The organism is Pseudomonas sp. LBUM1645 (assembly GCF_059716185.1).
The window spans coordinates 1,133,339-1,145,665 of record NZ_CP166811.1 but is presented as its reverse complement, the minus strand read 5'-3'; the positions used below and the strand labels follow the sequence as shown (position 1 = coordinate 1,145,665).

At 58.3% G+C, this 12,327-nt stretch carries 14 protein-coding genes; 1 reads left to right on the top strand and 13 read right to left on the bottom strand.

What is annotated here, in order from left to right; genetic code table 11:
* Positions 1–41: 41 nt before the first annotated feature.
* The 7 genes from hscB to trmJ all read right to left on the bottom strand — a co-directional run bounded on the left by hscB (position 42) and on the right by trmJ (position 4,975).
* The gene (hscB, locus tag ACA079_RS04980; protein WP_008070981.1) at positions 42–563 is read right to left on the bottom strand and encodes a co-chaperone HscB; all 522 of its coding nucleotides are present in this window, start codon (positions 561–563) and stop codon (positions 42–44) included.
* 8 nt (positions 564–571) lie between these two features.
* Positions 572–895 (bottom strand): iron-sulfur cluster assembly protein IscA, encoded by a 324-nt coding sequence (gene iscA, locus ACA079_RS04975; RefSeq protein WP_054045385.1) that lies wholly within the window; start codon positions 893–895, stop codon positions 572–574.
* Positions 896–929: 34 nt separating this feature from the next.
* Positions 930–1,316, bottom strand: coding sequence for a Fe-S cluster assembly scaffold IscU (iscU, locus tag ACA079_RS04970; protein ID WP_003443374.1), 387 nt, complete (start codon positions 1,314–1,316; stop codon positions 930–932).
* Positions 1,317–1,400: 84 nt separating this feature from the next.
* Positions 1,401–2,615, bottom strand: coding sequence for an IscS subfamily cysteine desulfurase (locus ACA079_RS04965; protein ID WP_415773373.1), 1,215 nt, complete (start codon positions 2,613–2,615; stop codon positions 1,401–1,403).
* Between the two features lie 50 nt (positions 2,616–2,665).
* Entirely contained in the window at positions 2,666–3,157 is a 492-nt protein-coding gene (iscR, locus tag ACA079_RS04960) for a Fe-S cluster assembly transcriptional regulator IscR (RefSeq protein ID WP_007974010.1), read from the bottom strand.
* Between the two features lie 268 nt (positions 3,158–3,425).
* Entirely contained in the window at positions 3,426–4,202 is a 777-nt protein-coding gene (gene cysE, locus ACA079_RS04955; protein ID WP_497702768.1) for a serine O-acetyltransferase, read from the bottom strand.
* A gap of 2 nt (positions 4,203–4,204) precedes the next feature.
* Entirely contained in the window at positions 4,205–4,975 is a 771-nt protein-coding gene (gene trmJ, locus ACA079_RS04950) for a tRNA (cytosine(32)/uridine(32)-2'-O)-methyltransferase TrmJ (protein ID WP_010457884.1), read from the bottom strand.
* Positions 4,976–5,121: 146 nt separating this feature from the next.
* Here trmJ and suhB point away from each other — a divergent pair, with 146 nt between their 5' ends.
* On the top strand, positions 5,122–5,937 hold the full coding sequence (gene suhB / locus ACA079_RS04945; RefSeq protein WP_033061458.1) for a type III secretion system regulator SuhB: 816 nt from the start codon (positions 5,122–5,124) through the stop codon (positions 5,935–5,937).
* A gap of 255 nt (positions 5,938–6,192) precedes the next feature.
* Here suhB and ACA079_RS04940 read toward each other — a convergent pair whose 3' ends face one another.
* From ACA079_RS04940 to queA, 6 genes are all read right to left on the bottom strand, one after another.
* Positions 6,193–6,741, bottom strand: coding sequence for a glycine zipper 2TM domain-containing protein (locus ACA079_RS04940; RefSeq protein ID WP_497632991.1), 549 nt, complete (start codon positions 6,739–6,741; stop codon positions 6,193–6,195).
* Between the two features lie 120 nt (positions 6,742–6,861).
* The gene (secF, locus tag ACA079_RS04935) at positions 6,862–7,776 is read right to left on the bottom strand and encodes a protein translocase subunit SecF (protein WP_497702767.1); all 915 of its coding nucleotides are present in this window, start codon (positions 7,774–7,776) and stop codon (positions 6,862–6,864) included.
* Positions 7,777–7,785: 9 nt separating this feature from the next.
* Positions 7,786–9,654, bottom strand: coding sequence for a protein translocase subunit SecD (gene secD / locus ACA079_RS04930; protein WP_497702766.1), 1,869 nt, complete (start codon positions 9,652–9,654; stop codon positions 7,786–7,788).
* Positions 9,655–9,717: 63 nt separating this feature from the next.
* The gene (gene yajC / locus ACA079_RS04925) at positions 9,718–10,053 is read right to left on the bottom strand and encodes a preprotein translocase subunit YajC (protein ID WP_008147715.1); all 336 of its coding nucleotides are present in this window, start codon (positions 10,051–10,053) and stop codon (positions 9,718–9,720) included.
* 43 nt (positions 10,054–10,096) lie between these two features.
* The gene (gene tgt, locus ACA079_RS04920; protein WP_161990833.1) at positions 10,097–11,212 is read right to left on the bottom strand and encodes a tRNA guanosine(34) transglycosylase Tgt; all 1,116 of its coding nucleotides are present in this window, start codon (positions 11,210–11,212) and stop codon (positions 10,097–10,099) included.
* 14 nt (positions 11,213–11,226) lie between these two features.
* Positions 11,227–12,276 (bottom strand): tRNA preQ1(34) S-adenosylmethionine ribosyltransferase-isomerase QueA, encoded by a 1,050-nt coding sequence (gene queA / locus ACA079_RS04915; RefSeq protein WP_008147713.1) that lies wholly within the window; start codon positions 12,274–12,276, stop codon positions 11,227–11,229.
* Positions 12,277–12,327: the final 51 nt, after the last annotated feature.

The following is a 12,327-nucleotide window of genomic DNA, read 5'->3' as shown; positions in this document are numbered from 1 at the left end:
ACTTATCTGTATATCAGGCGTGCGACCGGAGCGGCACTGGGTTAATCGTCGAGGCGCTCTTCTAACTGGCGCACTTCGTAGGTGAGCTTGTCGAGGAACTGCATGCGCCGCATCAGGCGTTCGGCCTGTTCACGTTGCGCAGCATCATCCCAACAGGCTGCGAAGCTTTCGTTCAGTTCATCCTGCGCAGTCTTCAGGCGACGCTTGAACACTGCAACACCCGCCAGGTCGGCGCTGTCTTGCAGGTCTTCGAGCTCTTCACGCAGCTCCATCTGCTGCAGAAGAAACTCCGGATCATGCACCGTGACCTCCAGCGGCAGCTCGCGACCGCCCATGGCGAGCAAGTAACGCGCGCGCTTTGGGGGACTTTTGAGCGTCTGGTAGGCCTCGTTGAGGCTCGCGGATTGCTCTAGCGCCAGCCGCTGCTCGCGCTCGGAAGCGTCTGCAAAGCGGTCCGGATGAACACCACGCGCCAACTCACGGTAGCGCGTGGCCAACTGATCGAGATCCAGACGGAAGCTCGGTTTCAGCTCAAATAAAGCGAAATGACAAGGAGTACCCACGCGCAGCCTCAGATGTTGAAGCTTTCGCCGCAGCCACATTCACCGCGTACGTTGGGATTGTTGAACTTGAAGCCTTCGTTCAACCCTTCCTTGACGAAATCGAGTTCGGTGCCGTCCAGGTAGGACAGGCTTTTCGGGTCGATGATCACTTTCTCGCCGTGACTTTCGAACACCTGATCCTCTGCAACCACCTCGTCGACAAACTCCAGCACGTAGGCAAGGCCGGAACAGCCTGTGGTGCGAACACCCAGACGAATCCCTTCACCTTTGCCGCGCCCGTTGAGGGAGCGTCGCACGTGTTGAGCAGCCGCTTCTGTCATGCTGATAGCCATCGGTGACTCCTTACTCGTCGCCAAAACTTGAAAGTCAGATCAAGCCTTTCTTCTGCTTGTAGTCGCGAACGGCCGCTTTGATAGCGTCTTCAGCAAGTACGGAGCAGTGAATTTTTACTGGAGGCAGAGCCAGTTCTTCGGCCAGCTGAGTGTTTTTGATGGTCTCTGCTTCATCCAGAGTCTTGCCTTTCATCCACTCGGTCGCCAGGGAGCTGGAAGCGATAGCCGAACCGCAACCGTAGGTCTTGAACTTGGCGTCTTCGATGATGCCTTGCTCGTTGACCTTGATCTGCAGACGCATCACGTCGCCGCACGCCGGAGCGCCGACCATGCCGGTGCCGACATCAGGGTCTTCCGCGTCCATCTTGCCGACGTTGCGCGGGTTCTCGTAGTGGTCGATGACCTTTTCGCTGTAAGCCATGATTCTTAATCCTCACTCATCAGAGAGTCGCTCTTAAGCCCTGAAAACCTGCGTCTTACAGGGCCGGTTTGCGGCGACTTGAAATCAGTGTGCCGCCCACTCGATTTTCGAAATGTCGACACCGTCTTTGTACATGTCCCACAGCGGCGACAGAGTGCGCAGCTTGGTAACGGCCTCGCAGACTTTCTGCGCGGCGTAGTCGATTTCTTCTTCGGTAGTGAAACGGCCGAAGGTGAAGCGAATCGAGCTGTGTGCCAGTTCGTCGTTGCGGCCCAGGGCGCGCAGTACGTACGAAGGCTCAAGGGAAGCCGAGGTGCAGGCCGAACCGGACGAAACCGCCAGATCCTTGAGCGCCATGATCAGCGACTCGCCTTCAACGTAGTTGAAGCTCAGATTCAGGTTGTGCGGTACGCGGGCGGTCATGCTGCCATTGATGTACAGCTCTTCCAGGCCTTCGACCTGCTTGAAGAAACGGTCGCTCAAGGCCTTGATGCGGATGTTCTCGGCAGCCATATCTTCCTTGGCTACGCGGAAAGCTTCACCCATGCCGACGATCTGGTGGGTCGCCAGGGTGCCGGAACGCATGCCACGTTCGTGACCGCCGCCGTGCATGGTCGCTTCGATGCGAACACGCGGCTTGCGGCTCACGTACAGTGCGCCGATGCCTTTAGGGCCGTAGGTTTTGTGGGCAGAGAACGACATCATGTCGACTTTCAGCTTCGACAGGTCGATATCGACCTTGCCGGTGGACTGAGCAGCGTCAACGTGGAACAGGATGCCCTTGGAACGGGTCAGTTCGCCGATGGCTTCGATATCGTTGATGGTGCCGATTTCGTTGTTCACGTGCATGACCGAAACCAGGATGGTGTCGTCACGCAGGGCAGCTTCGATCATCTCTGGAGTGACCAGACCATCAGTGCGAGGCTCGAGGTAGGTGACTTCGAAGCCTTCACGCTCCAGTTGGCGCATGGTGTCGAGGACAGCCTTGTGCTCAATCTTGGTGGTGATCAGGTGTTTGCCTTTGGTGGCATAGAAATGCGCCGCACCCTTGATTGCCAGGTTGTCGGACTCGGTGGCACCGGAGGTCCAGACGATTTCACGCGGGTCGGCGTTGACTAGGTCAGCAACCTGACGACGAGCGTTTTCGACGGACTCTTCAGCTTTCCAGCCGAACACGTGAGAACGGGACGCCGGGTTACCGAAGTTTCCGTCGACCAGCAGGCATTCACTCATTTTTTGCGCTACACGCGGATCAACCGGGGTGGTCGCAGAGTAATCAAGGTAAATCGGCAATTTCATGGACTATCTCCTAAATCAGGCTGGCTGGCGTGCCGCTAGCTCTTTGGCTGTCATTCGACGGCGGACGCTTCAATCTTGTCCAGGCGTGGCACCTTGCTGTTGCAACGGCGCTGATCCTGACGCTGGGCTACTTCTTGTACCTCACGGCGAGTGACAAGGTCAGCCAAGCTGATACCGCTGAGAAATTCGTGAATCTGCAGGCTCAGATCGCACCACAAGTGGTGGGTCAGACAGGTATCGCCTTGATGGCAATCACCTTGGCCTTGGCATTTGGTGGCATCGACCGATTCGTTCACCGCATCGATCACCTGGGCGACCTGGATACCCTGCATGTCGCGCGACAGCTGATAGCCGCCGCCTGGACCGCGGACGCTGGATACCAGATTGCTGCGGCGCAATTTGGCGAAAAGCTGTTCGAGGTAGGACAGGGAGATGCCTTGGCGCTCGGAGATATCGGCCAGGGACACCGGCCCGTGCTGCGCATGTAACGCCAGGTCAAGCATGGCGGTCACGGCGTATCGGCCTTTTGTAGTCAGTCGCATGGACAATTACCACGGAGTTCAGAATGGGGCGAGTATGCAATTCCCGAGTATTTAAGTCAACTATAAGACCTAGTGCTTTAGTCAGGATTACCCGCAAAAGAGCGCGCGCATCATATCAGGGTCTGCGGCCTAATGGCACACCGGTCGGCGCTGTGCCATTGCCTAAATGCGACCTGTGTAGGAGCCGCCGAAGGCTGCGATCTTTTGACTTTGCTCTTTAAAAGCCAGAATCAAAAGATCGCAGCCTTCGGCAGCTCCTACATCGACCTCAACCGGCCTTCGTTTCGTCTTTATCTTTCACGCAGGCGAAGTCTTCTTCGCGCAACTCAGGCAGGTCCTTGGCGCAGTAGTTGCTGCCCAGATCCTTCAGCGCCCCGCACATCCCCTCCAGACGGCCATCAACCGCCTGCAAATGATCGAGCAACTGATTGATGGCACGCGCCACCGGGTCCGGCATGTCTTCACCAACACCGTAGGCATCGAAACCGATCTTCTCGGCCATGGCCTTGCGCTTGGCATCCTGCTCTTCATCGGATTTGACGATGATCCGCCCCGGAATACCGACCACTGTCGCCCCGGCCGGCACAGCCTTGGTCACCACGGCGTTGGAACCGACCTTGGCCCCCGCGCCAACAGTGAACGGGCCGAGCACCTTGGCGCCCGCCCCTACCACTACGCCATCTTCAAGAGTCGGGTGACGCTTGCCCTTATTCCAGCTGGTGCCACCAAGCGTCACGCCCTGATAAAGGGTGACGTCATTGCCGATCTCAGCGGTTTCACCGATGACGATGCCCATGCCATGGTCGATAAAGAAGCGACGACCGACCTTGGCACCCGGATGAATCTCAATCCCGGTCAACCAGCGACCGAAGTTCGACACCAGTCGCGCCAGCCACTTCCAGCCCATGCCCCACAGGGCAGACGACAAGCGGTGGATCCAAATGGCGTGCATGCCCGGGTAGCACGTCAGAACTTCAAAGGCGTTGCGCGCTGCCGGATCACGATGGAAAACACTCTGGATATCTTCACGCAAACGCTCGAACATTTTTAATCCTTCCGCTTAAGAAGCTCGCCACGGGCCGCTTTCTGGGTTTCCGTGAGGATGCCACGCAATATATTCATTTCCGCCCGGCTGACCGAGCTGCGTCCGTACAACCGGCGCAGGCGCGCCATCAAGTGCCGTGGTTTTTCCGGATCGAGGAATTCAATGGCCACCAGGGTTTGCTCCAGGTGCTCATAGAATCGCTCCAGCTCATCCATGGTCGCCAGCTCACCACTTTTGGTGGACGCCACCTCATCCTTCTCGACCTTGCTCGGCTGACCTTGGGCCGCGAGCCAGGACATACGCACTTCATAGCTCAACACCTGCACCGCTGCCCCAAGGTTCAGCGAGCTGAACTCAGGGTCTGATGGGATGTGCACGTGATAATGACATCGCTGCAGCTCTTCATTGGTCAGGCCGGAATCTTCACGACCAAAGACCAAGGCAATCTCGGCACCCGACGCGGCCTCCTCGACCACTTTCACACCGCATTCGCGGGGATCGAGCAACGGCCAGGGAATGCGACGGTCACGGGCGCTGGTGCCGAGCACCAGATTGCAGCCAACCAAGGCATCTTCCAAGGTGGCGACGACTTGCGCGTTTTCAAGGATGTCACCGGCACCGGAAGCACGAGCATCGGCTTCGTGATGCGGGAACAGCCGCGGTTCGACCAGCACCAGCCGCGACAGGCCCATGTTCTTCATGGCACGCGCAGCCCCGCCGATATTCCCGGGATGGCTGGTATTGACCAGGACGACACGAATGTTATGCAGCAAGGGAGGCGCTCTCGAACACAGAAATGGGGAGCAGAATCTTACAGTTCATCCTACCGTTAAGCTACGAAACCGAACACCGACCTTCACCTGTAGAAAAGTTCTGATAGAATGCCCGGCTTTCTTTAACAACCTTAGGTGACACATCCATGCAGCCCATGCTGAATATCGCGCTGCGCGCCGCCCGCAGCGCCAGTGAATTGATCTTCCGCTCCATCGAGCGCCTGGATACCATCAAGGTCGACGAAAAAGACGCCAAGGATTATGTATCCGAGGTGGATCGCGCCGCCGAGCAGAAAATCATCGACGCGCTGCGCAAGGCCTACCCTACCCACGGCATTCTCGGTGAAGAAACCGGCATGCACCCGGGTAGCGGCGAAGGCGAAGACTACCTGTGGATCATTGACCCACTGGACGGCACCACCAACTTCCTGCGCGGCATTCCTCACTTCGCCGTCAGCATCGCCTGCAAATACCGCGGTCGCCTGGAACACGCTGTTGTTCTGGACCCGGTTCGCCAGGAAGAATTCACCGCCAGCCGTGGTCGCGGCGCTCAACTGAACGGTCGTCGTCTGCGCGTCAGCGGCCGCACCAGCCTGGACGGCGCCCTGCTGGGTACCGGCTTCCCGTTCCGCGATGACCAGATGGACAACCTCGACAACTACCTGGGCATGTTCCGCGCCCTGGTTGGCCAGACTGCCGGCATCCGCCGCGCTGGCTCGGCGAGCCTGGACCTGGCTTACGTAGCGGCCGGCCGTTTCGACGCATTCTGGGAGTCGGGCCTGTCCGAGTGGGACATGGCTGCAGGCGCACTGCTGATTCAGGAAGCAGGCGGCCTGGTGAGCGACTTCACCGGCGGTCACGACTTCCTTGAGAAAGGCCACGTTGTTGCCGGTAACACCAAATGCTTCAAAGCAGTACTGACGGCCATCCAGCCGCACCTGCCGGCCTCGCTGAAACGCTAAGCGAGCAGCCACAAAAAAGCACCCCTCGGGGTGCTTTTTTTATGCCTGGAATTTACTACTGACAACACCACAGATCCCTGTGGGAGCGAGCTTGCTCGCGATGGCGACCTGACATCCACCATTGATGTCGACTGACACGCCGTCATCGCGAGCAAGCTCGCTCCCACAGGGTCTCGTGGTGACTTCGAGCCTGCATTCCAGACAAAAAAAAAGCACCCCGCAGGGTGCTTCTTTTTGAATCTGAATTTCAGCTATTTACTGAGCCGGCTCATTCTGCCCCAGGACCAGTTTGCCTTCCTTGTCGACCGGAATCTGGTTGCCCGGATCGCGATCCATCCGCACTTTGCCTTCCTTGCCGTCCAGCGAATAACGGACGTCGTAACCTACGACCTTGTCGCTGATGTCATTCACGGTGTTACACCGCGTCTGAGTCGTGGTGTAGGTATCACGATTCTGCATACCTTCCTGGACCTTGTTGCCCGCGTAACCACCGCCAACTGCACCTGCTACGGTGGCAATCTTCTTGCCGGTGCCACCACCGATCTGATTACCGAGCAAACCACCTGCCACGGCACCCAATACGGTACCGGCGATCTGGTGTTGATCTTTCACCGGCGCTTGCCGGGTTACTGCAACGTCCTTGCACACTTCACGTGGCGTCTTGATTTGTGTCTTGACCGGTTCAACGGCTAGAACTTGCGCATACTCAGGGCCGCTTTTAACCAGGCTGTAGGTGGCAACAGCACCCCCGGCAGTTACACCGACAGCACCCAATACCGCACCAACCAGCAACGACTTGTTCACATGAACCTCCTGACCATCACATGCGGGACAAGCCCGCGCTTCTCCCAGCCTTGGAGCATAAAAAAAGGCGCGAGTTCAATACTCGCGCCTTTTTGGCCGACAGCTGGAAAACGATAGCCGTTATGGGCGGTCGTCGACTTCCTTATCGGTAGCCACTGTAGGAATCAGATCCTCAGTGCTCAGGTTCAGCCAGATCAGCACGACGTTGGCGATGTAGATCGACGAGTAAGTACCCGCCAATACACCGACAAACAGCGCGATGGAGAAGCCGAACAGGTTGTCGCCACCAAAGAACAACAGGGCCGCGATCGCCAGCAAGGTGGAGATCGACGTCGCCATGGTCCGCAGCAGGGTTTGCGTGGTCGAGATGTTGATGTTGTCGATCAAGGACGCCTTGCGCAGTACGCGGAAGTTCTCACGAACCCGGTCGAATACCACGATGGTGTCGTTGAGCGAGTAACCAATGATCGCCAATACCGCCGCCAGCACCGTCAGGTCGAAGGTGATCTGGAAGAACGACAGAATACCGATGGTCACGATCACGTCGTGAATCAGCGAAACGATGGCACCGACCGCAAACTTCCACTGAAAGCGGAAAGCCAGGTAGATCAGGATGCCGCCCAACGCCATCAGCATGCCGAGGCCGCCTTGGTCGCGCAGCTCTTCACCGACCTGAGGACCGACGAATTCGACGCGCTTGACCGTCGCCGGGTTGTCGCCGCCGACTTTCAGCAGCGCTTCTGCCACTTGATGACCCAACTGCGGATCTTCACCTGGCATGCGCACCAGCAGATCGGTAGTCGCACCGAAGCTCTGCACGATTGCCTCGTGATAACCCGAAGTGGCCAGCTGCTCACGCACCTTGGTGACATCGGCCGGACGCTCGTAGGTCAGCTCGATGAGCGTACCGCCGGTGAAGTCCAGGCCCCAGTTCATGCCCTTGGTGGCGACGCTGAACAAAGCCAGCGCGGTAAGGAACAATGTGACGCCGAACGCAAAGTTGCGAACGCCCATGAAGTTGATTGTACGTAACATGGCAGCCCCTTAAATCCACAACTTCTTGAAGTCACGACCGCCGAAGATCAGGTTGACCATCGCGCGGGTCACCATGATGGCCGTGAACATCGAGGTAAAGATCCCGAGGGACATGGTCACTGCGAAACCTTTGACCGGGCCGGTGCCCATCGCAAAGAGAATCCCGCCGACCAACAAGGTTGTCAGGTTGGCGTCGAGAATCGCGGTAAATGCCCGGCCGAAGCCTTCGTTGATTGCCCGTTGTACGGTCATGCCCGCCGCGATCTCTTCACGTATCCGCGAGAAGATCAGAACGTTGGCGTCGACAGCCATACCCATGGTCAACACGATACCGGCGATACCCGGCAGGGTCAGCGTTGCACCCAACAGCGACATCAGGGCCAGCAGCAGCACCATGTTCACCGCCAGAGCGACGGTGGCGATGATGCCGAAGAAGCGGTAGATGGCGATGATGAACAGCGAGACAAACAGCATGCCCCACAGCGATGCATCGATACCTTTGATGATGTTGTCGGCACCCAGGCTTGGGCCAATGGTGCGCTCTTCAGCGAAGTACATCGGTGCAGCCAGACCACCGGCACGCAACAGCAGCGCCAGTTCGGACGACTCGCCCTGGCCGTTCAGGCCAGTGATGCGGAACTGAGCACCCAGCGGCGACTGGATGGTCGCCAGGCTGATGATCTTCTTCTCTTCCTTGAACGTCTGGACCGGTACGTCTTTCTCGACGCCGTTAACCACTTGCTTGACGTAAGTGGTAACCGGACGTTGCTCGATAAAGATCACTGCCATGCTGCGACCGACGTTGCTGCGAGTCGCACGACTCATCAGCTCGCCACCGTGACCATCCAGACGGATGTTCACTTCTGGCGTGCCGTGCTCGCCGAAGCCAGCCTTGGCGTCAGTCACCTGGTCGCCAGTGATGATCAAGCCACGCTCGATCTGTGCTGGCGGACGATTGCCTTCACGGAACTCGAAAGTTTCGGAAGTGGCTTTCGAAGCACCTGGCTCAGCAGCCAGACGGAACTCAAGGTTGGCCGTCTTGCCGAGGATACGCTTGGCTTCGGCAGTGTCCTGCACGCCCGGCAGCTCAACCACGATGCGGTTGGCGCCCTGACGCTGAACGATTGGCTCGGCAACACCCAGCTCGTTGACGCGGTTACGTACCGTGGTCAAGTTCTGCTTGATGGAGTATTCACGGATTTCCGCCAGCTTGGCCGGGGTCATCGCCAGACGCAGTACCGGTTGGCCATTGAGGTCGGCCGGAACAATGTCGAAATCGTTGAAGCTCTTGCGGATCAGCGCACGGGCTTGTTCGCGGGTTGCTTCATCAGTGAAGCCCAGCTGAATGGCACCGTTGAGTTGCGGCAGGCTGCGATAGCGCAGTTTCTCTTTACGCAACAGGCTCTTCACATCGCCTTCGTACACTTTCAAGCGAGCGTCGAGGGCTTTGTCCATGTCCACTTCCAGCAGGAAGTGCACACCACCGGACAAGTCCAGCCCCAGCTTCATCGGGTGCGCGGCCAGGCTGCGCAGCCATTGCGGGGTGGTTTGTGCCAGGTTCAGTGCAACGACGTAGTCATCACCCAATGCCTTGCGCACGACGTCTTTGGCAGGTAGCTGATCTTCAGCCTTGGTCAGACGAATCAGACCGCCCTTGCCGTTTGCTGCCAGAGTGGCAGCCTTGACGTTGATCCCGGATTCCTTGAGCGCTGCGCCCACACGGTCCAGATCAGCCTGAGTGACCTGCAGCGAAGTGCTTGCACCGCTGACCTGAATGGCCGGGTCATCAGGATATAGATTGGGAGCGGAATAAATCAGACCGACCGCTAGCACCGCCAGGATCAGAATGTATTTCCACAGAGGGTATTTGTTCAGCATCACGCCGCCCGCTTATGACGCGGGGCGCCTTGCGCGCCCCGTCGATTGAGTAGAAGTTGAAACTTAGATCGCTTTCAGCGTGCCTTTTGGCAGCGTGGCGGCAATGGCGCCTTTCTGGAACTTCATTTCGATGGTGTCGGAAACTTCCAGAACAACGAAGTCGTCTGCCACTTTAGTGATCTTGCCGGCGATACCACCGGTGGTCACAACTTCGTCGCCTTTCTGCAGGCTGCTCAGCAGGTTCTTCTGCTCTTTGGCGCGCTTGGCCTGTGGACGCCAGATCATCAGGTAGAAGATGACCAGGAAACCGACCAGGAAAATCCACTCAAAGCCGCCGCCCATTGGGCCTGCAGCAGGTGCAGCAGCGTCAGCCATGGCATTAGAGATAAAAAAGCTCATTTAGCACTCCAGTTGCAAATGTTGAATCTTGGGGTCAGAAAACTCAGTCCAAAGGCGGAACAGGTAACCCGCGTTTGGCGTAGAAGGCATCGACAAAGGCGGCCAATGTACCCTGTTGAATAGCCTCGCGCAAACCAGCCATAAGCACCTGGTAATGGCGCAAATTGTGGATGGTATTCAACATGCTACCCAGCATTTCGCCACACTTGTCCAGATGGTGCAGATAAGCACGGGAGAAGTTCTGGCAGGTGTAGCAATCGCAGGTCGGATCCAGCGGCGAATCATCATGGCGATGGAACGCGTTACGGATCTTCAGCACGCCTGTATCAATGAACAGATGCCCATTGCGGGCATTACGGGTTGGCATCACGCAATCGAACATGTCCACACCGCGGCGCACACCCTCAACCAGATCTTCCGGTTTGCCAACGCCCATAAGGTAACGAGGTTTGTCAGCCGGCATCTGACCCGGCAGGTAATCCAGGACCTTGATCATCTCGTGTTTCGGCTCGCCCACCGACAGACCGCCAATGGCCAGACCGTCGAAGCCGATATTGTCGAGACCTTCCAGGGAGCGCATGCGCAGATCCTGGTGCATACCGCCCTGAACGATGCCGAACAGTGCCGCCGTGTTGTCGCCATGGGCTTCTTTCGAACGCTTGGCCCAACGCAACGACAGCTCCATCGATACCCGCGCGACGTCTTCGTCAGCCGGGTACGGGGTGCATTCGTCAAAAATCATCACGATGTCCGAGCCCAGATCGCGCTGGACCTGCATCGACTCTTCCGGGCCCATGAACACTTTGGCGCCGTCGACCGGAGAGGCGAAGGTCACGCCCTCCTCCTTGATCTTGCGCATCGCGCCCAGGCTGAACACCTGAAAACCACCGGAGTCGGTCAGAATCGGGCCTTTCCACTGCATGAAATCGTGCAGGTCGCCGTGCTTCTTGATCACTTCGGTGCCAGGACGCAGCCACAGGTGGAAGGTGTTACCCAGAATGATTTCCGCGCCAGTGGCGGTGATATCCCGCGGCAACATGCCCTTGACGGTGCCGTACGTGCCCACCGGCATGAAGGCCGGAGTTTCGACGGTACCGCGCGGGAAGGTCAAACGACCGCGACGAGCCTTGCCGTCAGTAGCAAGCAACTCAAACGACATACGACTTTGGCGACTCATTCTGTTTCCTCAGGGCCACGTGGCGCGGGGTTACGGGTGATAAACATCGCATCACCGTAGCTGAAAAAGCGGTATTCATGCTCAACGGCGGCTTTATAAGCGGCCATGGCTTCGGGATAACCGGCGAACGCCGAAACCAGCATCAACAGCGTGGATTCGGGCAAATGGAAATTGGTGACCAGGGCATCGACCACATGAAACGGCCGGCCCGGGTAGATAAAGATGTCGGTGTCGCCACTGAACGGCTTGAGCACGCCATCGCGCGCGGCACTTTCCAGGGAACGCACGCTGGTTGTCCCCACGGCTACCACGCGACCACCGCGAGCGCGGCAGGCTTCGACGGCATCGACCACGTCCTGACCGACTTCCAGCCACTCGCTGTGCATGTGGTGGTCTTCGATCTTCTCGACGCGCACCGGCTGGAAGGTGCCAGCGCCGACGTGCAAGGTCACGAACGCCGTCTCGACGCCCTTGGCGGCAATCGCCTCCATCAGCGGCTGATCGAAATGCAGCCCCGCCGTCGGCGCCGCCACCGCGCCCAAACGCTCGGCGTACACCGTCTGATAACGCTCGCGGTCCGAGCCTTCATCCGGGCGGTCTATATAAGGAGGCAACGGCATGTGCCCGACGCGATCAAGCAGTGGCAACACCTCTTCGGCGAACCCCAGCTCAAACAACGCATCGTGACGCGCCAGCATCTCGGCTTCGCCACCACCGTCGATCAGGATCTTCGACCCCGGCTTCGGCGACTTGCTGGACCGCACATGGGCCAGCACGCGATGACTGTCGAGCACCCGCTCCACCAGGATTTCCAGCTTGCCGCCGGAAGCCTTCTGGCCAAACAGCCGCGCCGGGATCACCCGGGTATTGTTGAACACCATCAAATCGCCCGGGCGCAAATGCTCGAGCAAATCAGTGAATTGACGGTGTGCCAGGGCGCCGCTGACCCCATCAAGGGTCAACAGGCGACTGTTGCGACGCTCGGCCAAAGGATGGCGGGCGATCAGCGAATCAGGGAGCTCGAAGGTAAAGTCAGCAACGCGCATGATGGGGTTCGTCTAGCAGGGCCGGGAAGTCTAGCGGAAATATCAAAAATT

Excerpts from the sequence above, each read along its gene's own strand:
- iscA (WP_054045385.1), bottom strand. The coding sequence starts at position 895 with ATGGCTATCAGCATGACAGAAGCGGCTGCTCAACACGTGCGACGCTCC.
- iscU (WP_003443374.1), bottom strand. The coding sequence starts at position 1,316 with ATGGCTTACAGCGAAAAGGTCATCGACCACTACGAGAACCCGCGCAAC.
- ACA079_RS04965 (WP_415773373.1), bottom strand. The coding sequence starts at position 2,615 with ATGAAATTGCCGATTTACCTTGATTACTCTGCGACCACCCCGGTTGAT.
- iscR (WP_007974010.1), bottom strand. The coding sequence starts at position 3,157 with ATGCGACTGACTACAAAAGGCCGATACGCCGTGACCGCCATGCTTGAC.
- cysE (WP_497702768.1), bottom strand. The coding sequence starts at position 4,202 with ATGTTCGAGCGTTTGCGTGAAGATATCCAGAGTGTTTTCCATCGTGAT.
- suhB (WP_033061458.1), top strand. The coding sequence starts at position 5,122 with ATGCAGCCCATGCTGAATATCGCGCTGCGCGCCGCCCGCAGCGCCAGT.
- secF (WP_497702767.1), bottom strand. The coding sequence starts at position 7,776 with ATGTTACGTACAATCAACTTCATGGGCGTTCGCAACTTTGCGTTCGGC.
- secD (WP_497702766.1), bottom strand. The coding sequence starts at position 9,654 with ATGCTGAACAAATACCCTCTGTGGAAATACATTCTGATCCTGGCGGTG.
- yajC (WP_008147715.1), bottom strand. The coding sequence starts at position 10,053 with ATGAGCTTTTTTATCTCTAATGCCATGGCTGACGCTGCTGCACCTGCT.
- tgt (WP_161990833.1), bottom strand. The coding sequence starts at position 11,212 with ATGTCGTTTGAGTTGCTTGCTACTGACGGCAAGGCTCGTCGCGGTCGT.
- queA (WP_008147713.1), bottom strand. The coding sequence starts at position 12,276 with ATGCGCGTTGCTGACTTTACCTTCGAGCTCCCTGATTCGCTGATCGCC.